Origin of the sequence: Microbacterium sp. ARD32 (assembly GCF_031844385.1) — a bacterium.
Lineage (GTDB): Bacteria > Actinomycetota > Actinomycetes > Actinomycetales > Microbacteriaceae > Microbacterium.
Genome location: NZ_JAUZVD010000001.1, coordinates 1108609 through 1130119, shown reverse-complemented (window position 1 = coordinate 1130119; position 21511 = coordinate 1108609). Strand labels below are relative to the sequence as shown.

Below are 21511 nucleotides of genomic sequence, written 5' to 3'. Positions count from 1 at the left end.
TCGTCAGGATGCCGCGGCGCGATCGCCGACGCGCTGCCCGACCACGGCCGAGACGCCGTCCTGGCGCATGGAGACGCCGTAGAGTGCGTCCGCGATCTCCATCGTGCGCTTCTGGTGCGTGATGACCAGCAGCTGCGAGTTCTCGCGCAGCTGCTCGAACACCGTCAGCAGGCGACCGAGGTTCGCGTCGTCCAGCGCCGCCTCGACCTCGTCGAGGATGTAGAACGGACTGGGGCGCGCCTTGAAGATCGCCACCAGCAGTGCCACGGCTGCGAGCGATCGCTCACCACCGCTGAGCAGCGACAGCCGCTCGATCTTCTTGCCGACCGGCCGCACCGCCACCTCGATGCCCGTGGTGAGCATGTCATCGGGATTCGTCAGCGAGATGCTGCCCGAACCGCCGGGGAACAGCAGCGGGAACACCTCCGTGAACGCCTGCCTGGTGTCCTCGAACGCGCTGGCGAAGATCACCTGCATCCGCTCGTCGAGCTCCGCGATGATCGAAAGCAGATCCTGCCTGGTGCGGGTCAGATCGGCGAGCTGCTCGGTGAGGAACGCGTGCCGCTGCTCGAGAGCCGCGAACTCCTCGAGTGCCAACGGGTTCACCCGGCCCAGTTGCGCGAGCTTGCGCTCGGCGTCCTTCAGCCGGCGCTCCTGAGCGCGGCGATCGAACGGCATCCCCACATCGTCGCCCTCGTCGCTCTCTCCGTCCCCTTCTGGGTCCGGCCCTGGGCCGACCCCAGTGCCGGACTCCGGGTCGGGCGGCACCGGCTGATCCGGCCCATATTCCGCAATGAGAATATCTTCGTCGAGCGCAAGCTCCGACGCCACCCGCTCCAGCACGCTGCTCAGGTGCAGCTTCTTCTCGTGGATCTGCAGCTCGAGCCCGTGCACGCTCTCGGTGAGGCCCGCCAGACGTTCGCGCAGCGTGCCCTCCTGGGCGCGCAGCGCGGTGAGCTCCTCGTTGTGAGCGGAGCGCTCGGTCTCGGCAGCGGCCAGTGCGACGCGCGCCTCGGTCACCGAGCGGTCGATGGAGTCCAGCACGCGCGGAACCTCGTCGGCGACGGCGGACGCCGCCTCACGCTGTGCTCGGCGGATCACGGCGCGCCGCGCCGCTTCCGCGGCCGCATCCCGTTCCTGCTCGCGCTGCCGTTCCAGTGAGGCGACCCGCGCCTGCGCGGCGCGCACGCGCTCTCGCAGAGTCTCGATCTCCAGACGTGCGCGCACCTCGCCCTCGCGAGCGGTCTCGAGGGCCTCGAGGAGCCCGTCCCGGGCAGTGGCATCCAAGACGGGACGCGGTTCGGACTCCGCCGCCTCCACCTCCGACTTCGCGCGTTCCGCCGCCCGCTCAGCATCCGCCACCGTGCCCTGCACCTGGGCCAGTCCGGTCTCGAGCCGCTCGCACTCCGCGATCGCGGCCTCGTGCTGAACCGTCACGCGGTTGACCTGCTCGGCACGGGTGGCCAGAGCCGCATCGTGCTCGCGCAGGGCTCGCAGTGCGTCCTTGGCATGCGCACGGGCCCGCTCCACGGTCTCGATCGCATCCTCACGCGCGCCCCGCAGCTCTTCGACGCTGACACGCACTTCGGCCAGCCGTTCGGTAGCGGCCTCCCGCTCAGCCGACAGCTCCAGGCGAGAGGCCTCTCCGGAGCCGGCGCGCATCGTGTGAGCAGTGATCACCTCGCCGGTCCTGGTCACGACCGTGGTCCGAGCGTCACCGACTGCGTCCAGCGCGGAGCGGGCGGTGCGGGCGGCGTCGAGATCGTCGGCGATCAGCACGGATGCCAGGATCCCCTGCACTCCGGGCGGCGCATCGACGACCTCGACAGCAGGTACCGATCCGGGCACATCCAGCTCCACGCGCGGGACCGCCACGGCGCTGTCCGCGATCACGAAGTCGACGGTGCCGCGTGCTCCACCGGAGGAGACCAGGGCGAAAGCGTCATCGACATCGTCGACGAGCACACCCTCGGCAAGTGGGCCCAGTACCGCGGCGATGGCCGCTTCGAAACCGGCGCGAACCTGCACCGCGTCTCCGACCAGTCCTCGCACACCTGCACCGCCGGCGGCCACGATCTCGGCGGCGCCGCCCGAGAGCGACAGTGCGCTGCCCAGAGCTGCGGCCTTCGCCATCAGCGCGTCGGCCTCGCGCTCGGCTTCGTGCAGGCGCTCCCGCAGCGCATCACGCTCACCCTCAGCCGAGGTCACGAGCTTCTGCGCTTCGTCGTACGCGCTCGCGTACTCGGCGGCCGATCCCTCGGGCGCTTCGGCATCCTCGATCGCCTCCAGCGCCTCGGCGGCCTCACGGCGACGCACGTGCGCCGCCTCCAGCGCGTTCTCCTGCCGCAGCACCGCACCGCGCACGGCAGCCAGCGCCGAGGCCGCGGCATCCGCGTTCCCGCGCAGGGTCGTCAGACGCATGTCGTACTGCGAGACCAGCGCGCTCTGCTCGGCGATGTCCACGTCCAGGGTGTCCAGCTCGGCCCGCGCCTCCACCACCTGCCTGCTGGCGGCGGCCGCGGCATCCTGCGCATCGCCGAGCCCCTCCGAGATGCGGGTGATCTCGTCACCGGCTTCGTCGATCGTCTCCTGGGTGACGGTGATCGCGGTGATCGTGTCGTCCTCACCGCCCAGCAGCGCCAGGCGCTGGTTCGCGAGGGTGAACAGGCCTCGCATCCGCTCCTGGGCCTGCTCGAGTGCGAAGGCCACCCGGCGGGCCTCGTCGACGACTGCGGAGTTCTGCTGCGCCTCCAGCTGCTGGATGCCAGCGCGCACGGTGTCCAGTTGGTCGGAGAGCACGAGGCGCTCGGTGTGCCGCTCCTGCTCGCTGCGGGTGTGATCGGCGAGGGCGGTGCGCAGCGCGACCACGTCGTCCGCGAAGATCCGCGCCTTCGCATCGCGTACGATCGCCGCGATGCCGGCAGCCTCGCGTGCGATCTCGGCCTGCTTGCCCAGCGGCTTCAGCTGCCGGCGGATCTCCCCCGCCAGGTCGCTGAGGCGGGTGAGGTTGCTCTCCATCGCGTCGAGCTTGCGAAGGGTCTTCTCCTTGCGGCGCCGGTGCTTCAGGATGCCGGCGGCCTCCTCGATGAATCCGCGGCGGTCCTCCGGCGATGCCTGCAGCACGGTGTCCAGGCGGCCCTGCCCGACGATCACGTGCATCTCGCGGCCGAGACCCGAGTCGCTGAGCAGCTCCTGCACATCCAGCAGACGACAGCTGGAGCCGTTGATCGCGTACTCGCTCGCCCCGTTGCGGAACAGTGTGCGACTGATCGTGACCTCGGCGTACTCGATCGGCAGCGCGCCGTCGCTGTTGTCGATCGTCAGCTGCACCTCGGCGCGCCCCAGCGGGCCGCGCGTGGACGTTCCGGCGAAGATGACGTCCTCCATCTTGCCGCCGCGCAATGTCTTGGCGCCCTGCTCGCCCATCACCCAGGCGAGTGCGTCCACGACATTCGATTTGCCGGATCCGTTGGGGCCGACGATGCAGGTAACGCCCGGCTCGAACACGAACGACGTCGGCTGCGCGAAGGATTTGAAGCCCTTCAGCGTCAGGCTCTTCAGATGCACGGTCGCACCCCCGGCGTCGGAAGGGTGTCAGCGGTCGGGAGGAGCACGCCCATACGCTACCCGAACCCCGCGGAACGGCGCGGATCCCGCGCTGCGTCGAGGGGATCCGCGGCGCGTCGCCAGCAGCGCGACACGCCGACGACACGCCCGAGGCTTGACGTGGCTGGGAATGTCCCACTAGCGTGATTCACCGATCACACGAGAGGAGGTCACCGATGATGATCACGAAGATCAACGGCGTCAGCGGCAGTGCCGCGACAGCGTCTGCGAAGACGCCAGCCTTCTCGGTGGCCTTCGCACGCACGGCCTCGTAGAAACGCCCTGCCTCTCCCACGACTCGTCTGACGCTTCGCGTCCGGTCGATGATCGTCGCCCCGCGCTTCGCGCGGCAGGCTCCCGCCCCGCTTCGGGCATCCCCGGGCACGTCCGCTGACACACGGCGCGTGCCCCCGGCCGCCGCCGGCGCGCTTGCGCGTCCCCGGCGTCCACCTCGCTCCCTCAGTGAACACCACACCCAACAGAAAGCGCACGACTCGTGAGCACCACACTGCTGGCAGACCGTCGGCACACCACGTCCATCCATCCGCCGGATACCGGGGATCGTCAGATCCTCAGCATCCCCGACCACGCGGCCCAGCGGCGCCTCCCGCTGCCGGACCGTCTCAGCCTTCGCATCGGGCTGTGGCTGCTCGAGCGCGGCCTGCATCACAGTGACCTCGCCGATGACGGCCCGCGCCCGCGCCGCAGCGAGGGCATCACCGAGCGCGAGGCGCTCACCCTGCTCACCTACGACCTGCACAGGGGGCTGCGATGACCATCGCTTCCGATCAGACGACCATCGACCTCCCCGCAGGAGCCACCCTGCGTCCGCTCGTGCTTCCGGCCCGGGCGGACGCGGGGCCCACCCCGCTCATCCGCGAGTACGCGGCGGTGCGCAATCGCTCGCTCCTGGAGAGCACCGGGCGCGAGGACGACTTCCTGTCTCCGGAGTCACTGCTCCCTGGCCTGCGCAGCTCGGCGCAGTGCGAGCGCCGGCAGTGGTCCGTGCACCGCGATGGTGCCGTGATCGGCTGCGCGGCGCTCGACATCCTGAAAGATGGCGACGGCGACACCGCCATCGTCGTGGTCGCGGTACTCGCCGATGAATCCGGTCACGGCATCGGACGTGCCGTGTACGAGCAGGTCGAGGCGCATGCCCGCGCATCCGGGGTGGCCAAGCTGGTGCACTGGTCCGAGCATCACGACCGGAGCGGGACTCTTCCCACGCTCGCATCCCCCACCGGCTTCGGCTCGGTACCAGCCGACCGCTCCGCCCGGTTCCTGCAGCAGGCCGGATTCCGTCTGGAGCAGGTCGAGCGCGCCAGCGCGCTCACCTGGGAGCCGGACACCGACTCCCGCCTGCGCACCCTGCAGGCCGAGGCGCGGGAGCACGCGGACGGCTACCGGATCGTGCAGTGGGGCGTGCCCACTCCCGACGAGTTCGTCGACGACTACGCGTGGATGAAGTCGCGCATGTCCACCGATGTTCCGGACGGCGATCTGGGCAGTCCGGAGGAGATCTGGGATGCCGAGCGCGTGCGCGACCAGGACCAGCGCACCACCGCTCGCGGGTGGACGTCGCAGACCACCGCCGCCCAGCACATCGCCACCGGCCGGCTCTGCGCGTATAACGAGCTGGCGATCTCCGTGCTCGATCCTGCCAAGACTCACCAGTGGGACACGCTGGTGCTCTCCGAGCATCGCGGGCATCGACTCGGGATGCTGGTCAAGGTCGCGGGTCTGCTGGCCTGGCACGACGCGCACCCCGACTCCCCGGCGGTGATCACCTACAACGCCGAGGAGAACCGGCCCATGCTGTCGATCAACGAGGCGATCGGGTTCGCACCGATCGCGTACGAGGGCGCCTGGCGCAAGGATCTGATCTGAATCATCCCCGAGGATGACCACCGCTGCGCGGAGTCATCCTCGGGGGCGATGATCGGGTCGGCATGCGGGTCGGATGCTGGATTCATGAACGATCCGGTCCTGCACGCACACGCCCTCACGAAGGCCTACGGGCCCGCTCACGCCCTCGCGGGCGTCGACGCCGCGGTCCATCGCGGAGAGTCGCTCGCCATCATGGGAGCGTCCGGGTCGGGGAAGACGACCCTGCTGCACGCGCTCGCGGGCATCATCCCGCCAGATTTCGGCACGGTGCTGTTCTCGCCGGCATCCGGGGAGCGCATCGAGGTGACCGCGCTGTCCGAGACCGAGCGGTCGCGGCTGCGGCGAGAGCGGTTCGGGTTCGTCTTTCAGCAGGGGCTGCTGATCCCCGAGCTCACCGCGATCGAGAACGTCGCACTGGCGCTGATGATCAACGGGATGAAGCGCAGCGACGCCACCGGGCACGCGGCCGCCTGGCTGCACACGCTGGGCCTGGCCGGGTTCGAGGATCGCCGCATCGGCGAGCTGTCCGGCGGGCAGGCGCAGCGCGTCGCGATCGCCCGCGCGCAGGTGACCGGTGCGGAGCTGATCTTCGCCGACGAGCCGACGGGCGCTCTGGACTCGCACACGTCGGCCGAGGTGATGGATGCGCTGCTGTGGTCGATGAGCGCTCAGGATCGGACGCTGGTGGTCGTCACGCATGATCCGCAGGTGGCGGCGCGCTGCGCGCGCACATTGCACATGCGCGACGGCCTGATCGTGGATGCCGAGGTGCGCGCGTGAACGCGTCGGTGATGCGGATGCTGCTGCGCCCTGCGTCAGGCGGTGCCGCGACCATCCTCATCCCGGCAACGGCGTTCGCGATCGTGACCGCGCTCGTGCTGACGGTCGTCGGCGGGGCGCAGGCGTTCTGGACGTGGGATGACGACTACGCGCTGATCTATCAGACTCTTGCCGCCGTGGCCCTGGTGCTGCTGGTGGTGCCGCTGGCATCCCTGGGCGGAGCCGCCGCGCGCCTCTCGGCCCGCCGCCGGGACGAGCGCCTCTCCACGCTGCGGCTGCTCGGCGTCACCCCGGCGGGAGTGGGCGTACTCACCGTCGTGGAGTCGACGATGGTCGCCGCAGCCGGGGCGATCGTCGGCATCGCCGTTCACCTGGTGCTGGTTCCGCTGATCGGGCTGATCCCCTTCCGCGGAGCCGCGCTGGGCACGGCATCCGTGATGCTCTCCCCCGCCATCATCGCCGCGGTCTCGGCTGGCGCCGTGCTGCTGGCAGCGCTCAGCGCGGTGGCCGGACTGCGCCGGATCGTGGTTTCACCGCTGGGCGTGCGCCTGCGCGCGCAGGGCAAGCCCGTGCACTGGCTGCGCGCGGTGCTCGCGGTGCTGACGATCGTGGTCGCGTTCGCGGTCGGCCGGATGCTGCCCTCTCTGCCCGGCATGGTCACGCTGACCGTACTGCTGGCGGCGGTGTTCGCCGCCGTGCTCTCGGTCTTGAACCTGGTCGGCCCGTGGGCGCTCTCGCTGCTCTCGCGACGCCAGGCCAGGCGCGCGCAGACGCCCGAGCGGCTGCTCGCCGCACGCACGGTGCTCGATGACCCGAAGGGCGCGTGGCGTCAGGTGGGCGGCATCGCGATGGCGAGCTTCATGGCGGTGTTCGCCGGAACCGGGGTGTCGCTGATGAACGTCATGAGCACCTCGGATGCGAGCGCCGCCGACCTCGCGCTGGTCACCGACATGCGCACGGGCCTGATCATCACACTGGTCGCGTCGTTCCTGATGGTCGCGGCATCCGTCGGTGTCACTCAGGCATCCGATGCGCTCGATCAGCGCCCGCTGCACCGCAGCCTGCGCCAGCTCGGCGTACCCGCCGCGACGGTGGAGGCGGCCCGGCGCCGTGCCATCATGTCGCCCCTGCTGCTCACCGCGCTGGGCTCCGCATTGTGCGCCGGCATCGTGGTGTTCCCGCTGCTGGGCATCACGCTGATCATCGCCCCGCTCTCACTGCTCACGATCGCGGCGGTGCTGGCCGCAGGCATCCTGATCGTGTGGCTGAGCACGCTGGCGACGCGGCCGATGCTGCGCCGCGCATTCGCTCCGGCGTGAGTGCGACGAGCCGACCGCACCGGCGTCGTTAGGCTGGAGCGCATGACCGGAGCGCACGACGATCTCGACCACCTCGCAGCGGCGGATCCCGCGACTCCCGCTCAGCAGCTCGCGGACATCGCGGCCCGACGACCGGATCTGCACAGGATCATCCTGGTGAACCCGCGGGCGTACCCGGAGCTGCGACAGTGGATCGGTCAGGTCAGCGCGCAGGCGCCGCACCCTCCGTACGCTGCATCCGCAGCACCCGGTACGGCGCCGTTCGCCCCCTACACGCCGCCCGTGAGACCGCGCCGAAAGGGCCTCGGATGGCTGATCGGAGGGTGCGGATGCCTGCTGATCGTCGTGGTCATCGGGATCGTCGTCGCGGTCGGCCTGCGCACCGCATCCTTCGACGGTGGTGACGGCGGCGGTGCGGCTCCCGCTGCGTCTCCGGCCCCGTCGGTCGAAGATCAGCTCGGCCGGCTCGAGGGCGAGATCGCCGAGTACCGATCGCTGGCGGCGAAGCTGAAGGGCAATCCGGTGGGTCCCCTGGTCACGTCCCCGCACTGGTTCGAGCGGTTCCAGACGCGGGCGGAGGCTCGGCCACTGAACACGTTCCAGGTCAAGGGGCTCCTGGATGAGATCGGATCGCACAAGGAGAAGCTGCAGCAGCGGTTCGCCGAAGCGCAGGCGCGCCGCGAGAATGCGTCGGGCTCGATCGCCGAAGGGCTCGTCGACAGCGCCGGTGACGGCTTCATCGATATCCGCTGGGATGCGGACACCGCCTGCTCCACCGCCGAGAAGGAGGGGCACACCACGGCAGGGTGCACCTCTTCCGATCCCGTCGCCGTGCACATCCTGCCGCAGGACAAGCAGCTCGGCGGAGACGAGGGAACACGATTGACGGTGCTGCACGAGCTCGCGCACCTGTACCAGTACGCCGATCTCGACTCCACTCCGGTCGACGAGAAGAGTGAGGCGATGAAGCTGAAGGATCGCGGGCTGTTCCGCGGCAGCGGCGAGGTGATGTCGGACTGCTACGCGCTCACCTACCTGGACGCGCACTCGCTCACGGTCGATGGCGCGACCTTCGGATACGGCTATGTGTGCGATGAGTCCGAGCGCCAGGCGATCCGAGAGTGGGCAGCGAGCGTCAACGCCCCGATGCCCGGCTGACCGCGATACAGGACTGGCGGCCACGCTGCGGCTAGGCTGATCCTTCCGATCCGGCCTGAGGAGGCGGCGTGCGGGAGAACGGCGAACTCACCCTGGGCGCGGGAGTCGCGACCGTTGCCCCGTAGCGCCGAGGCTGCGGACGGGCAGTCGCGGGGCTCGCGCGTCGGGGCGTCCCGCATCGTGCCGATGCGACGCATCCTGGTGCTCGTGGCGCTCGTGCTCGCCGGACTGGCGGTCCTTCTTCTGTCGTGGCCTCAGGTGCTGGGAGCTCAGCGCCTGATCGGCGTCGCGCAGCTGATCGCGTTCCGGGCTCTGCTGGCGATCGGCTTGGGCGCGCTGGCACTGCTCGCAGGTGTCGTCGCGCTCCTGGGCTCTCGACGCCGAGGTAGACCCGAGCCGGTGCTCTCACTCGGTCTCGCGGTTCTTCTGGCCCTCGGGGCCATTCTCAACTGCGCAGTGCTCATGGCACGAGGATCATCGAGCGGTGCGGCGCAGGGCGATCTGGTCGTGATGGCGTGGAACGCTCAGGGCGGCGCGACGTCGCCGGCGACGATAGCCCGGGTCGCCGCCGAGTCCGGGGCCGATGTGGTGAGCCTGCCCGAGACCGACGAGGAGGCGGCCGCTGAGGTCGCACGCCTGCTCTCCGAGCGGGGCATCGTCATGACGCCGCACACCGTCAGAGCCGAAGGCGCATACGACTGGATCCCGACCTCGGTGCTCATCGCGGACGACGTGGGTGCGTACGACCTCGACACGAGCGCCGGGAGCACTCCCGGACTGCCGAGCGGCCTGTGGCGCAGGACGGCCGGCACCGGCCCGGAGGCGATCGTCGCCGCGCATCCGATGCCGCCGCTGCCCGACAGCATGGACGGCTGGGAGGCGGGGCTCCGGTGGGTGGCAGAGGTCTGCCGTTCGTCGGGTCCCGACGTGGTGATCGCCGGCGACTTCAATGCCACGGTCGACCACATGACCGATCTGATGGATGACTGCGGCGATGCGGCGCTGGAAGCCGGCGGCGCAGCGAGCGGCACGTGGCCCGCGGACGCTCCGTCATGGATCTCGTCGCCGATCGACCACGTGCTCCTCGGGTCGGCATGGACGGCGAAGGGCGTGCGCGTGCTGGACGGTGATCCGGGAGGTTCCGATCACCGCCCGATCGTGGCAGTCCTCGGCAGGCAGTGACCGACGAGGCCTGACGCGATTCAGCGCCGACGCTGGCACTTCGGGCAGTAGTGGCTCGAGCGGTTCATGAACTGCTTCCGCACGATCGGCGCGCCGCAGCGCGGGCAGGGCTGCGCGGTGCGCCCGTAGGCGTTCAGCGAGTGCGCGAAGTACCCCGCCTGCCCGTTCACATTGACATACTGCGCGTCGAAGCTCGTGCCGCCCTCGGCCAGCGCCTTGTGCAGAACGAGACGCACTTCGCCCATCAGGCGTCGCACCGCCTGCGCGGACAGCGCCTGACCCTCGGTCTCGGGATGGATCCGCGCAGCCCACAGCGACTCGTCGGCGTAGATGTTCCCGATGCCGCTGACCAGCGTCTGATCCAGCAGGATGCGCTTGATCGCGCTGGTGCGGCGGCGCACGGCTGCCCCGAACAGCGCCTCATCGAACGCGGGGTCCATCGGGTCGCGGGCGATGTGCGAGACCTGCGTCGGCACCAGCGGAAGCCGGGTGCCGAGGCCACCGGCAGCACCGTCCTCGGTGGGCCGGAGCTCGTCGATCGCGAGGGATCCGAACGTGCGCTGGTCGGCGAACACGACCGCCAGGTGCCCGTGCTGCGGATGCTCGATGTGCAGCCGGATGCGCTCGTGGCGCTCGGTTGCGGCATCGGGTCTGCGCAGCAGCAGCTGGCCGCTCATGCCCAGGTGCGCGACCACGGCATCCGCGTCGCCTTCCAGCGGCAGCCAGAGGAACTTGCCGCGCCGTGCCGCCGCCGTCACCGCGCGACCCTCGAGCCGGGCGACGAAATCAGCGCTGCCGAGCGGATGCCGTGTCAGCGCGCGCTCATCGTGCACGTCCACGGCGAGAACACGCGCTCCGACGACAGCCGGGGCGAGCCCCGCGCGAACGACCTCGACCTCTGGCAGCTCAGGCACGGGCGGGCTCAGGCGACGTCGTGATCGGAGGGCCGCTCGCTCAGTGCGCGCCAGGCCGTGAGCGCAGCCGCCATCTCCGCGGTCTTCTTGCTGGTGCCCACACCCGTGGTCGCCAGGTCTCCCACCACGACCGTCGCCGTGAACAGGCGGTTGTGATCCGGACCGGACGAACTCACCGAATAACTCGGCGGCGTCCTGCCCAGCCGCGCCGCCAGCTCCTGCAGGCTCGTCTTCGGGTCCATCGCCGCACCGTAGCGTTCGGGGTCGGCCAGCAGCGGGGCGGTCAGCCGCAGCACCAGCGCCTCGGCGGCATCCGGGCCGGCGGAGAGATAAGTCGCACCGAAGACGGCCTCCATGGTGTCGGCCAGGATCGAGTCCTTGTCGCGGCCGCCGGTCTGCTCCTCGCCGCGTCCCAGACGCAGATGCGCGCCCAGGCCGATCGTGCGGGCGACCTCCGCCAGCGCGACCGTGGACACGACGCTCGCACGGCGCTTGGCCAGCTCGCCCTCGTCCAGGTCGGGGTGCGTGGTGAACAGCATCACTGTCACCGCGATGCCGAGCACGGAGTCGCCCAGGAACTCCAGGCGCTCGTTGTGCGGGATGCCACCGTGCTCGTAGGCGTAGGAGCGGTGCGTCAGCGCCAGCTCAAGAAGCTCGGCGCCGATGTCGACGCCGAGCTTCTCGGTCAGAGCCGCAGCTCCCGCGGAAGGATCCGCCACGATCGCCTGATCAGACGTCGGCGACCTTGCGGCCCTTGTACTCCAGGAACAGCTCGGTGCCCTGCGAGTCGGTGACGACCTTCGCCTGGTGCGGACGGCTGTAGACGACCTGGCCGTTCTCAACCGTCTTCACGAGTGCGACGGGAGCCGCCTTCCACTGCGCGCGACGGCTGCGGGTGTTGGAACGGGAGACCTTGCGCTTCGGGGGGTTACCGGCCATGACTAGCTCTCTTCTTTCTCGGCGCCGCGGCTTCCTGCCGGGGCGTCCTGGTCTGTGATCTGGCGGAGCGCACTCCATCGAGGATCGATGGGAGCTGAGCTCTCTGCGTCGGTGCTCGCGGTCAGCTTCTCGCCCGTTTCCGGGTCCAGACCCGGGCAATCCGGCTGACACACCGGCTGAAATGGAAGCGACAGTACGACCGCATCCCTGACCAGATTTTCAAGATCCACGTGGTCGTCTTGAACTTCGAAGTCAGTTTCTTCCTCTCCAGGATACGCGAAAAGCTCCTGGAACTCGACTTCGACAGGCGCGGTGATGTCGGTGAGGCATCGGCCGCACACTCCGACGTAGTCGGAATCGGCCGTGCCCGAGACCAGGATGCCCTCGTGCACGGACTCCAGACGCACGTCCAGATCGACGCTCTCGCCGGCTTCCACCGACACGATGCCCTCACCCCACCTCTCGGGCAGGGTCACCGAGAAGCGGTGCTCGCGCATCTCGCCCGGCTTGCGGACGATGTCGCGGACGGGCAGGACGAACGGTCCGTCGAATCGGGTCTTCACCCCACCGATTCTACCGACTCACAGACCTCGGGCTCCGGTGTCGAGGAACGATGCCACCACCGGCGGCACGAACGGCGACACGTCGCCGCCGAGCGAGGCGACCTGGCGCACCAGCGAGCTGGAGACCATGGCATGAGCGGGATCCGGCAGCAGGAACACGGTCTCGATGTCGGCGAGATGCCGGTTCACGATCGCCATCGGCGACTCGTAGGCGACGTCGACCTGGGACCGGATGCCCTTGACGAGCACCCCCGCGTCCACGTCTCGCGCGTAGTCCACGAGCAGGCCCATGCTCCAGGAGCCCACGATGATGTGCCCGTCGAGCTCGGCTTCGGCGATGGACTGCTCGAGCAGGCTCATCCGCTGCGCGATCGGCAGCATGGCCTCCTTGCCGGGGTTGTGCACCACCAGCACGTGAAGCTCGTCATAGAGCCCGGCCGCCCGGCGGATCACGTCCAGGTGACCGAGCGTGGGCGGGTCGAAGGAACCGGGGACGACGGCGATCCTGCTGTTCACTTCGACTCACTCCGTTCGCTCAGTACAAGCACGCCTCCAGACTAGGGCCTGAAACCCTCAGTTCTTGCTGAGGGCGGCGCGGTCGGCCTCGCTGACGCGCCCGGCGATCGCCACGCGCAGCCCGGGATGCGTGACCAGCATCGGGTCGTCGCGCAGGATGTCCGCGGCGATGTCCCGCGCATGGGCGATGAGCCCGGCATCCTTCACCACCCGCAGCAGCCGCAGCGACGATCTGGCCCCCGCCTGCGCCGCACCCAGCACGTCGCCCTCGCCGCGCAGCTCGAGGTCGACCTCCGCCAGCTCGAAGCCGTCGAGCGTGGCGGCCACCGCCTCCACGCGCTCCCGCGCCAGCGACCCGGCCTCGGCCTCCGTCACCAGCAGGCAGAGCCCGGGGTACTCACCGCGTCCCACGCGCCCGCGCAGCTGGTGCAGCTGCGAGACGCCGAACCGATCGGCCTCCATGATCACCATGGTCGACGCGTTCGGCACGTCGACGCCGACCTCGATCACCGTCGTCGCGATCAGCAGATCGATCTCGCCCCGCGCGACGGCGCGCATGACGGCGTCCTTCTCGTCGGAGGGCATCCGGCCGTGCAGCACGGCACGACGCACCCCGCCGAGCTGCGGGTGCGTGGCCAGCAGCTGATCCAGCTGCACGACGCCCCAGCGCGGACCCCTGCCCTCCACGTCGGCAGGCGGCGCGTCCTCGGACTCCGCGGATTCCTGGGCGGCGTCGATGGCCGCGCACACGACGAACACCTGGCGCCCCTGCGCGATCTCCTCGCCGGCGCGCTCCCACACGCGGCGGAACCACTCCGGATGCTCGGCCAGGGGCGCGACGAAGCTGCTGATGCCCGCACGCCCGGCGGGCATCGTCTGGATGACGGAGGTGTCCAGATCGCCGAACACCGTCATCGCGACCGTGCGCGGGATGGGCGTGGCGGTGAGGACGATCGCGTGCGGCGCCGTTCCCTTGGCCCGCAGCAGCTCGCGCTGCTCGACCCCGAAGCGGTGCTGCTCGTCGACCACCACCAGTGCGAGGTCGGCGAAGGTGGTCTTCTCGGACAGCAGCGCATGCGTGCCGATCACGAGCAGGGACTGCCCGGACGCCACCCGCAGCGCCGCCCTCCGGCGCTCCGGCGCGGACATCTGGCCGGTCAGCAGCGTGGGGATCAGCTCGGCGGCGAGTTCCGGCCCGAGCATCTTGGTCACCGAGCGCAGGTGCTGGGCGGCGAGCACCTCGGTGGGGGCGATGAGCGCCGCCTGCCCGCCGGATTCGGCCACCTGCAGCATGGCGCGCAGCGCGACGAGCGTCTTACCCGAGCCGACCTCACCCTGGATCAGACGGTTCATCGGCCTCTCCGCCACCAGGTCGGCGGAGATCTCCGCACCCACGCGCTGCTGGTCGGCGGTGAGGGTGAACGGCAGCGCGTCGTCGAACCGCTGCAGCAGTCCACCCGGTCGCGCTTCGCGCGGAGTGGCCCGGAGCGAGCGGATGAGGTTGCGCTGCTGCAGCAGCGCGGTCTGCAGCACCAGGGCCTCGTGCATGCGCAGCGTGCGCACGGCCGGGTCGACGTCGGCGCGCCGGTGCGGGCGATGGATGCTGTGCAGCGCCTGCTTCGCGGTCAGCAGCCCCTCACTGCGTCGCAGCTCCTCGGAGAGCGGATCGGGCACATCGCCCAGCTGGTCGAGCACCGCACCGACCAGCTTCGCGATCTGCCAGCTGTGCACGGCCGAGGTGGCGGGGTAGATCGGGATCGGCACGTCCTGCAGGGCATCGGCCTGGCGGTAGGCGGCCTCGCCGTCGTCGAAGAGCTGGTAATCGGGATGCGCGAACTGCACCGTGTCGCGGAACGTCGACACCTTGCCCGAGAAGATGCCGCGCCGGCCCACCCGCAGCTCCTTGGCGCGCCATTCGGCCTGACCCAGGTTCTTGGCGAAGAAGGTGAGCGACATCTGCCCGACGCCGTCGCCGATCACCACCTCGAGCATCGCGCCGCGGCGGTTGCGCATCTGACGCGGTCGCGTCGACAGCACCTCCGCGACGATCGTGACGGTCTCCCCCACCGGAAGCTCGAGAATCGGCGTCAGTTCGCCGCGATCGGCATAGCGGCGCGGGTAGTGCCCGAGCAGCTCGCCCACGGTGGACATCCCGAACGCGCGATCGAGGCTCTTCGCGGCGGATGCGCCGACGGCCTCGGTCAGCGGCGTCTCGAGCTGCAAGGACATGATCCGAGTCTAGGGAGCGCCACCGACCCGGGCGGCCGCACTCCGTCCAGGTATCGTGAACGCGTGACCAGGATCATCGCAGGCGCCGCGCGCGGCATCCGCATCGACGTGCCGGATGCCGGCACCAGACCCACCAGCGACCGGGTGCGCGAGTCGGTGCTCGGCGCGCTGGAGTCGATGGACGCGATCGACGGCGCCCGGGTGCTGGACCTGTACGCCGGCAGCGGAGCGCTCGGACTGGAGGCGTGGAGCCGGGGCGCGGCATCCGTCGACCTCGTCGAGCGCTCGCGGCCGGCCGCTGCGGTGATCGGACGCAACGCGGCCGCCGTGGGCAAGGCCGTCGGCTCCGCCGGGGCGAAGGTGCATCAGAGCGCCGTGCACGCGTTCCTGGGCCGCGTCGCCGGCCCGTACGACCTGGTCTTCACCGACCCGCCCTACGAGCTCGCCGACGCCGCGATGAGCGCGGATCTGCTCGCGCTCGCACCGCTGCTGTCGGCGGATGCCATCGTCGTGATCGAACGCGCGAAGCGCTCGACGACCCCGGAGCTGGTCGCCGCCGGCCTCGAGCTGGTCCGGCAGAAGACGTACGGCGACACGGCCGTGTGGTGGGCTCAGCCGGCGGCCACGCCGTCCCAGTCGCGGTAGGGGTCCCACCCCGATCGCGGAACCGCCGCGCCGTCCAGCAGCACTCCGTCGGTCGTGCGGGCCGTGACGGCCCCGATGCGCCGGAAGCCGTCGGGCAGCGGCCTGTCGGCGGGGAAGGTCGCGAGCAGCCCGTGATCTTCTCCTCCGGCGAGTCCGCGCGCCCGATCCCCCCCGAACGCGAGAGCGTCGAGGGCCGCTGCGGAGAAGTCGATCGTGACCTCGGACGCGTCCGCCAGCCTGCCCGCGTCCAGCGCGAGGCCGTCCGAGACATCCATCATCGCGGTCGCTCCGGCATCCGCCGCGACCTTCCCGAGCGCGATCGGCGGCTGCGGCCGCAGTTGCCGGGAGAGCGCGTGCCGGGCTGCGTCGTCCAGCGCATCCGCATCCACGGCGATCGGTGTCTCCGCGTCGCGGAACGTGTCGAACAGCACCTCCAGGCCGGCGGCCGCGGCGCCCAGTTCGCCCGCCAGCGCCACGATGTCGCCGCTGCGCGCCCCGGATCTGGTCACGGCCGTCCGCCCGTCCAGGTCGCCGAGGGCGGTCACGGCGATCATCAGCACGTCGGAGACGGTGAGGTCGCCGCCGACCACGGCGCATCCGGGTGCGAGCGCCTCGCAGGCCTCGCGGAAGCCGTCCGCCAGCGCCGCGACGAACGAGAGCCGCACCTCGCGCGGCACCGCCAGTGCCACCAGCAGCGCCGTCGGGCCGGCGCCCATCGCGGCCACATCGGCGAGGTTCACGGCCGCGGCCTTCCAGCCGAGGTCGTAGCCGCTCGACCAGGCCGTGCGGAAGTCGGGCCCGTCCACCAGCGTGTCGGTGGTGGCGACGACCGACGCCGAGGGCGCCGCGATCACGGCCGCGTCATCGCCAGGGCCGAGGATGGTGCCGGACGCCTGCGGCGTGCGCTCGAGAATGGCGCGCAGCACTGCGCCCTCCGAGATGTCGCCGATGCGCGGATCGTCGTCGGGATCGGATGCCATGCGGTCAACGGTAGCCTGGAATCATGCTTCGTCGTTCCGCCCCGATCGCCGGGGCGCTGCTCCTGCTCGCGCTCTCCGGGTGCTCGAGCACAGTCGCGCTCGAGCCCGCGCAGGACGCGAACAACCCGGCGTGCGCCGAGGTCAGCGTGCGGCTTCCGGATGCGATCGGCGACCTGCCCCGGCGGTGGACGGATGCACAGGCGACCGCGGCGTACGGCGATCCCACGGCGGTGATCGTCGCGTGCGGCGTGGAGGTCCCCGGGCCGACCGCCGAGCTGCAGTGCGTGACCCTGGACGGCGTGGACTGGCTCGTCGACGACACCCTGCGCCCGAAGATGCGGATGACCAGTTACGGGCGCGACCCCGCAGTGCAGGTGTTCGTCGACACCGAGGTGATCGGGGCGAACGAGGTGCTCACGAACAGCAGCCTGGTGGGCGGCGTCCGCACGATCCCGGCGACGAGCAAGTGCATCGCCCCCGACGAGCTGCCGGAATAGCCCGTCATCTGCTCAGGCCGGCCTCGATCAGCTCGGTGATCAGCTCGGAATAGGACATGCCCGAGGCGATCCAGCACTTCGGGAACATCGAGAACGGCGTGAAGCCGGGCATGGTGTTCAGCTCGTTCACCGTGAGCGCGCCGTCGGGGCCGACGAAGAAGTCCACCCGGGCGAGACCCCTGCCGTCCACCGCCTCGAACGCGCGCACGGCCGTGTGCTGCAGTCGCTCGACCAGCGCTTCGTCGACGTGCGCCGGGCACACGATCTCGACGCCCTCGCCGCCCAGGTACTTGCCCTCGAAGTCGTAGAAGCTGCGCGAGGTCAGCACGACCTCGCCGGGCAGCGACGCCCGCGCCCGCTCGCCGTTCCGTCCGGCCAGCACGCCGACCTCGATCTCGCGCCCGTCGACACGGGTCTCGACGAGCACCTTCGCGTCCTCATCGAACGCGATGCGGAACGCCTCGTCCAGCCCCTCGCCCTTGTCAACGCGTGAGACGCCGACGCTCGATCCCGCGCTCGCCGGCTTGACGAAGACCGTCTCCCCCAGCGCGCGCACGCGCTCGCGCACGCTCTCCGGATCGGCATCCCACTCGGCGCTGCGCACCGTGATCCCGGGCGCGACGGCGATGCCGGCCGCCGACAGCGCGAGCTTGGTGAAGTGCTTGTCCAGACACACCGCGGAATCGAGGATGCCGCCGCCCGCGTACGGTACCTCCAGCACATCGAAGAATCCCTGGATCGCACCGTCCTCGCCGTGCAGGCCGTGCAGCAGCGGCAGCACCGCATCCACCTCACCGAGATCCACGGTGGAGCCGTCGGCGGCGACCACGCGCAGCGTGCGATCGCCGTCTGGCTCGGGCCACCGGATGCGGGTGCCGTTGTCGAGCACCTCGGGCATGTTCTCGGCATCCAGAGCGAACCGGGCGGGGTCGTCCTGCTCCAGCACGAACGCACCTTCGCGCGTGATCCCGACCGGGATCACCGCATAGCGGTCACGATCGATCGCCGCGAGCACCCCGCCCGCCGTTGCGGAGCTGATCGAATGCTCGCTGGAACGCCCGCCGAAGAGCACCACCACCGTCTGCCTGTCCATAGTTGATCCTCTCCTCCTGGGGAGTGTCGTCGTCCGTGGTCAGGTGCGGCGCGATGTCACGCGGATCCATCTTCCCGTCGAGCACCATCTTCACCTGCTCCACGATGGGCATGTACACGTCGGCCTCGTGGGCCAGCTGAAGGATCGGCGCGACGGATGCCAGGCCCTCGGCGGTCTGGTTCATCTGCTTGATCACGTCCTGAAAGCCGTAGCCCTGGCCGAGCAGCCGCCCGGCGGTGTTGTTGCGGCTCAGCGGCGACTGGCAGGTGGCGATCAGATCGCCCAGCCCGGCCAGGCCCTGCAGCGTCTCCGGCTGCGCACCGTTGGCGACGGCGAAGTCGGTCATCTCGACCAGGCCGCGGGTGATGATCGACGCCTTGGTGTTCTCGCCGTAGCCCACGCCGTCGACGATGCCGATCGCCACCGCGATCAGGTTCTTCAGCACCCCGCCGAATTCCGTGCCGACGACATCGGTGTTCACGAACGAGCGGAAGTACCGGTTGCGCGCGGTGCGCGCCACCGCATCCGCCGTCTCCTGGCTGCGCGACGCGATCACGGCGGCCGTCGGCTGCTCGCGCGCGATCTCCAGCGCGAGGTTCGGCCCGGATGCCACGGCGATGCGCATCGGGTCGATGCCCAGCTCCTGCTCGATGACCTGACTCATGCGCAGCCCTGTGCCGCGCTCGACGCCCTTCATCAGGCTGATGACGGGGAAGTCGCCGTCGGCGAGCAGCGGCCGGAACGCGCGCAGGTTCTCGCGCAGCGTCTGGCTGGGCACCGACAGGTAGACCTGCTCGGCGCCGCGCAGCGCCAGCTCGACCTCGGCGGTCGCGCGCACGGTGCGCGGCAGGTTGATGCCGGGCAGGTACTTCGAGTTGCGCTTGGCCTCGTCGATCTCCTGCGCGAGCTCGGGGCGTCTGGCCCACATGGTCACCTGCGCGCCCCCGTCGGCGAGCACCTTGCCGAACGTGGTCCCCCAGCTGCCCGACCCCAGGATGGCGGCACGGGCACCGGTGCTGAGCGGCTCTCGCTTAGGAGTCAAGGCGCCCCGTCTCCTTCTGTCCGTGATCGGAGGGGTTCCAGCGCTTCTCGGGCGCCTTCTGCTGTCGCAGCTGCTCCAGCAGCTCGGTGACGGCCGTCATCAGGCGGGCGGTCGCCTCGTTCAGCGCAGCGGGCTCGCTCGCACGCGCGCGCAGGTCGGAGAGGTCCACCGGGTCGCCGAAGATCACGTCGACCGGCTTGCGCAGCGGCCACAGGCTCAGGCCCTTCTGGTAGCGGCCCATGATCCGCTGCGTGCCCCACTGCGCCATCGGGATGAGAGGGATGTCGCCGGAGAGCGCCAGGCGCACGGCACCGGACTTGCCGCGCATGGGCCACAGCTCGGGGTCTCGGGTCAGCGTGCCCTCCGGATACACGATGACGCCGCGGCCGTGCTCGACCAGCTCGCGGGACTGCTTCATCGTCTGCTTCGCCGACGTGGCCGACGAGCTGCGCGCGACGGGGATCATGCCGGTGCGCCTGAGCACCCAGCCGAGCACGGGGATCCGGAACAGGCTCTCCTTCGCCATGAACCGCGGGAGCCGGCCCGTGCGGAACACCGCGATCGCCACGATCAGCGGATCGAACTCGGAGTAGTGGTTCGGCGCCAGCACGAACGCCCCCTCACGGGGCAGCTTGTGCGCGTCGACGGTCCTGATCCTGGCCAGCAGCGAGACCGCGGGGATGACCAGCGCCGCCAGCGGCCAGAACAGGCTCGGACGACTCCGCTCGGTGGCAGCCATCAGATCACCGCACGACGTCGAAGTCGGCGCCCAGCGCCTTCAGCTTGTCGAGGAACTTCTCGTAGCCGCGGCTGAGGATGTCCACGCCCGAGACGACCGACTCGCCCTCGGCGGCCAGGGCCGCGATGACGTGGCTGTAGCCGCCGCGAAGATCGGGGACCACGATGTCCGCGCCGTGCAGCGGCGTGGGCCCGGTGATGACGGCGGCCTGCTCCAGCTCGCGGCGGGGCACGCGGCGCGGGCCGTCCTGCAGCCCATGCGGGTGCACGACGATGTCGGCGCCCATCTTCACCAGCGCCTGCGTGAAGCCGAACCGGTTCTCGTAGACCGTCTCGTGCACGATCGAGCGGCCGTTCGCCTGCGTCAGCGCGACGATCAGCGGCTGCTGCCAGTCGGTCATGAAGCCGGGGTGCACGTCGGTCTCGACGACGATGGGCTTGAGCTCGCCACCGCGGCGGAAGAGAATGCCGTCCTCCTGCACGTCGAACCAGCCGCCCGCCTTGCGGAACACGTTCAGGAAGGTGAGCATCTCCTGCTGCTTCGCACCGCCGACGAAGATCTCCCCGTCGGTGGCGAGGGCCGCGCACGCCCACGACGCCGCCTCGTTGCGGTCGAAGATGCAGCGGTGGTCGTAGCCCCGCAGCGTCTCGACGCCTTCGATCAGGATCACGCGGTTGGGCTCGTACGAGATGATGGCGCCCATCTTCTGCAGCAGCGCGATCAGGTCCATGATCTCGGGCTCGATGGCCGCGTTGCGCAGCTCGGTCTGGCCCTGCGCGCGCACGGCCGTCAGCAGCACCTGCTCGGTGGCGCCCACGCTCGGGTAGGGCAGGTGGATGCTCGCGCCCTTGAGACCGTTCGGCGCGGAGATGCGGATGCCGCTGGGCTGCTTCTCCACGATCGCGCCGAACTTGCGCAGCGCGTCGAGGTGGAAGTCGATCGGGCGGTCGCCGATGCGGCATCCGCCGAGGTCGGGGATGAACGCCTGACCGAGCCGGTGCAGCAGCGGTCCGCAGAACAGGATCGGGATGCGGGAGGCACCGGCGTGCGCGTCGATCTCCTCGTAGTGCGCGGACTCCACCAGGCTCGGGTCGAGCTCGAGGGATCCGGGCTCGTCCCCCTCGGAGACGTTGACGCCGTGCACCTCCAGCAGGGAGCGGACCACGGCGACGTCGCTGAGATCGGGCACATCCCGCAGGATGCTGGTGGTCTCGCCCAGCAGGGCGGCGACCATCGCCTTGGTCGCGAGGTTCTTCGCGCCCTTCACGTCGACGCGGCCGCGCAGAGCCCTGCCTCCGCGGATAGCGAGCACGGAACCGGCGGGAACCGGAGCCTCCTGGGCTGCAGCATCGCGGAGCGGTGTGGTCATTCGGGCCTCTTCTACGTCAGGACAGGCGCGGCGGTGGCCGCGGGCTCTCATCG

At 70.4% G+C, this 21511-nt stretch carries 20 protein-coding genes; 8 read left to right on the top strand and 12 right to left on the bottom strand.

The genetic code is table 11. The features are described from left to right. Window positions 1-3: 3 nt before the first annotated feature. Window positions 4-3567, bottom strand: coding sequence for a chromosome segregation protein SMC (gene smc, locus Q9R19_RS05300; protein WP_311255285.1), 3564 nt, complete (start codon window positions 3565-3567; stop codon window positions 4-6). 535 nt (window positions 3568-4102) lie between these two features. On the opposite strand from smc, the gene Q9R19_RS05295 reads away from it, so the two are divergent. The 6 genes from Q9R19_RS05295 to Q9R19_RS05270 all read left to right on the top strand — a co-directional run bounded on the left by Q9R19_RS05295 (window position 4103) and on the right by Q9R19_RS05270 (window position 9932). Further along, entirely contained in the window at window positions 4103-4381 is a 279-nt protein-coding gene (locus Q9R19_RS05295; RefSeq protein ID WP_311255284.1) for a hypothetical protein, read from the top strand. Continuing rightward, a complete protein-coding gene (locus Q9R19_RS05290; protein ID WP_311255283.1) occupies window positions 4378-5493 on the top strand; it encodes a GNAT family N-acetyltransferase in 1116 nt (371 codons plus the stop codon). The genes Q9R19_RS05295 and Q9R19_RS05290 overlap by 4 nt, the downstream gene beginning before the upstream one ends. Window positions 5494-5577: 84 nt before the next feature. Then, window positions 5578-6273 carry an ABC transporter ATP-binding protein gene (locus Q9R19_RS05285; RefSeq protein ID WP_311255282.1) on the top strand — a complete coding sequence of 232 codons (696 nt, stop codon included), beginning with the start codon at window positions 5578-5580 and terminating at the stop codon, window positions 6271-6273. Continuing rightward, window positions 6270-7592, top strand: a complete 1323-nt coding sequence (locus Q9R19_RS05280) for an FtsX-like permease family protein (protein ID WP_311255281.1) — start codon at window positions 6270-6272, stop codon at window positions 7590-7592. Before Q9R19_RS05285 ends, Q9R19_RS05280 begins: the two co-directional genes overlap by 4 nt. A gap of 42 nt (window positions 7593-7634) precedes the next feature. Further along, a complete protein-coding gene (locus Q9R19_RS05275; protein WP_311255280.1) occupies window positions 7635-8750 on the top strand; it encodes a hypothetical protein in 1116 nt (371 codons plus the stop codon). A gap of 186 nt (window positions 8751-8936) precedes the next feature. Next, window positions 8937-9932, top strand: a complete 996-nt coding sequence (locus tag Q9R19_RS05270; protein WP_311255279.1) for an endonuclease/exonuclease/phosphatase family protein — start codon at window positions 8937-8939, stop codon at window positions 9930-9932. A gap of 20 nt (window positions 9933-9952) precedes the next feature. Here the strand turns inward: Q9R19_RS05270 and mutM are convergent, their stop codons facing one another. The 6 genes from mutM to Q9R19_RS05240 form a co-directional block, all read right to left on the bottom strand. Then, a complete protein-coding gene (gene mutM / locus Q9R19_RS05265) occupies window positions 9953-10846 on the bottom strand; it encodes a bifunctional DNA-formamidopyrimidine glycosylase/DNA-(apurinic or apyrimidinic site) lyase (protein WP_311255278.1) in 894 nt (297 codons plus the stop codon). Between the two features lie 8 nt (window positions 10847-10854). Continuing rightward, window positions 10855-11565: a ribonuclease III gene (gene rnc, locus Q9R19_RS05260; RefSeq protein ID WP_311255277.1), complete on the bottom strand. Its 711-nt coding sequence runs from the start codon at window positions 11563-11565 to the stop codon at window positions 10855-10857. A 10-nt stretch (window positions 11566-11575) separates the two neighbouring features. Next, window positions 11576-11785 (bottom strand): 50S ribosomal protein L32, encoded by a 210-nt coding sequence (gene rpmF, locus Q9R19_RS05255; protein WP_029263535.1) that lies wholly within the window; start codon window positions 11783-11785, stop codon window positions 11576-11578. A gap of 2 nt (window positions 11786-11787) precedes the next feature. Further along, on the bottom strand, window positions 11788-12282 hold the full coding sequence (locus Q9R19_RS05250; RefSeq protein WP_311255877.1) for a DUF177 domain-containing protein: 495 nt from the start codon (window positions 12280-12282) through the stop codon (window positions 11788-11790). 84 nt (window positions 12283-12366) lie between these two features. After that, window positions 12367-12864 carry a pantetheine-phosphate adenylyltransferase gene (gene coaD, locus Q9R19_RS05245; protein ID WP_311255276.1) on the bottom strand — a complete coding sequence of 166 codons (498 nt, stop codon included), beginning with the start codon at window positions 12862-12864 and terminating at the stop codon, window positions 12367-12369. A 57-nt stretch (window positions 12865-12921) separates the two neighbouring features. Further along, window positions 12922-15093, bottom strand: coding sequence for an ATP-dependent DNA helicase RecG (locus tag Q9R19_RS05240; protein ID WP_311255275.1), 2172 nt, complete (start codon window positions 15091-15093; stop codon window positions 12922-12924). A gap of 63 nt (window positions 15094-15156) precedes the next feature. Between Q9R19_RS05240 and rsmD the strand changes: the two genes are divergently transcribed. Continuing rightward, window positions 15157-15738 carry a 16S rRNA (guanine(966)-N(2))-methyltransferase RsmD gene (rsmD, locus tag Q9R19_RS05235; protein WP_311255274.1) on the top strand — a complete coding sequence of 194 codons (582 nt, stop codon included), beginning with the start codon at window positions 15157-15159 and terminating at the stop codon, window positions 15736-15738. On the opposite strand, the gene thiL is transcribed toward rsmD, so the two are convergent. Then, the gene (gene thiL, locus Q9R19_RS05230; RefSeq protein ID WP_311255273.1) at window positions 15705-16718 is read right to left on the bottom strand and encodes a thiamine-phosphate kinase; all 1014 of its coding nucleotides are present in this window, start codon (window positions 16716-16718) and stop codon (window positions 15705-15707) included. The two genes, rsmD and thiL, sit on opposite strands and share 34 nt — an antisense overlap. A gap of 23 nt (window positions 16719-16741) precedes the next feature. Here thiL and Q9R19_RS05225 point away from each other — a divergent pair, with 23 nt between their 5' ends. Next, window positions 16742-17215, top strand: a complete 474-nt coding sequence (locus Q9R19_RS05225; protein WP_311255272.1) for a DUF3515 family protein — start codon at window positions 16742-16744, stop codon at window positions 17213-17215. Between the two features lie 4 nt (window positions 17216-17219). On the opposite strand, the gene Q9R19_RS05220 is transcribed toward Q9R19_RS05225, so the two are convergent. From Q9R19_RS05220 to murA, 4 genes are read right to left on the bottom strand one after another with little or no spacing between them, the layout of a single operon-like run. Next, window positions 17220-18308: a D-alanine--D-alanine ligase family protein gene (locus Q9R19_RS05220; RefSeq protein ID WP_311255271.1), complete on the bottom strand. Its 1089-nt coding sequence runs from the start codon at window positions 18306-18308 to the stop codon at window positions 17220-17222. Next, window positions 18208-19350 (bottom strand): NAD(P)H-dependent glycerol-3-phosphate dehydrogenase, encoded by a 1143-nt coding sequence (locus Q9R19_RS05215; protein ID WP_311255270.1) that lies wholly within the window; start codon window positions 19348-19350, stop codon window positions 18208-18210. The genes Q9R19_RS05220 and Q9R19_RS05215 overlap by 101 nt, the downstream gene beginning before the upstream one ends. Further along, on the bottom strand, window positions 19340-20089 hold the full coding sequence (locus tag Q9R19_RS05210; RefSeq protein WP_311255269.1) for a lysophospholipid acyltransferase family protein: 750 nt from the start codon (window positions 20087-20089) through the stop codon (window positions 19340-19342). The genes Q9R19_RS05215 and Q9R19_RS05210 overlap by 11 nt, the downstream gene beginning before the upstream one ends. A gap of 4 nt (window positions 20090-20093) precedes the next feature. Further along, a complete protein-coding gene (gene murA, locus Q9R19_RS05205) occupies window positions 20094-21458 on the bottom strand; it encodes a UDP-N-acetylglucosamine 1-carboxyvinyltransferase (RefSeq protein ID WP_311255268.1) in 1365 nt (454 codons plus the stop codon). Between the last annotated feature and the right edge of the window lie 53 nt (window positions 21459-21511).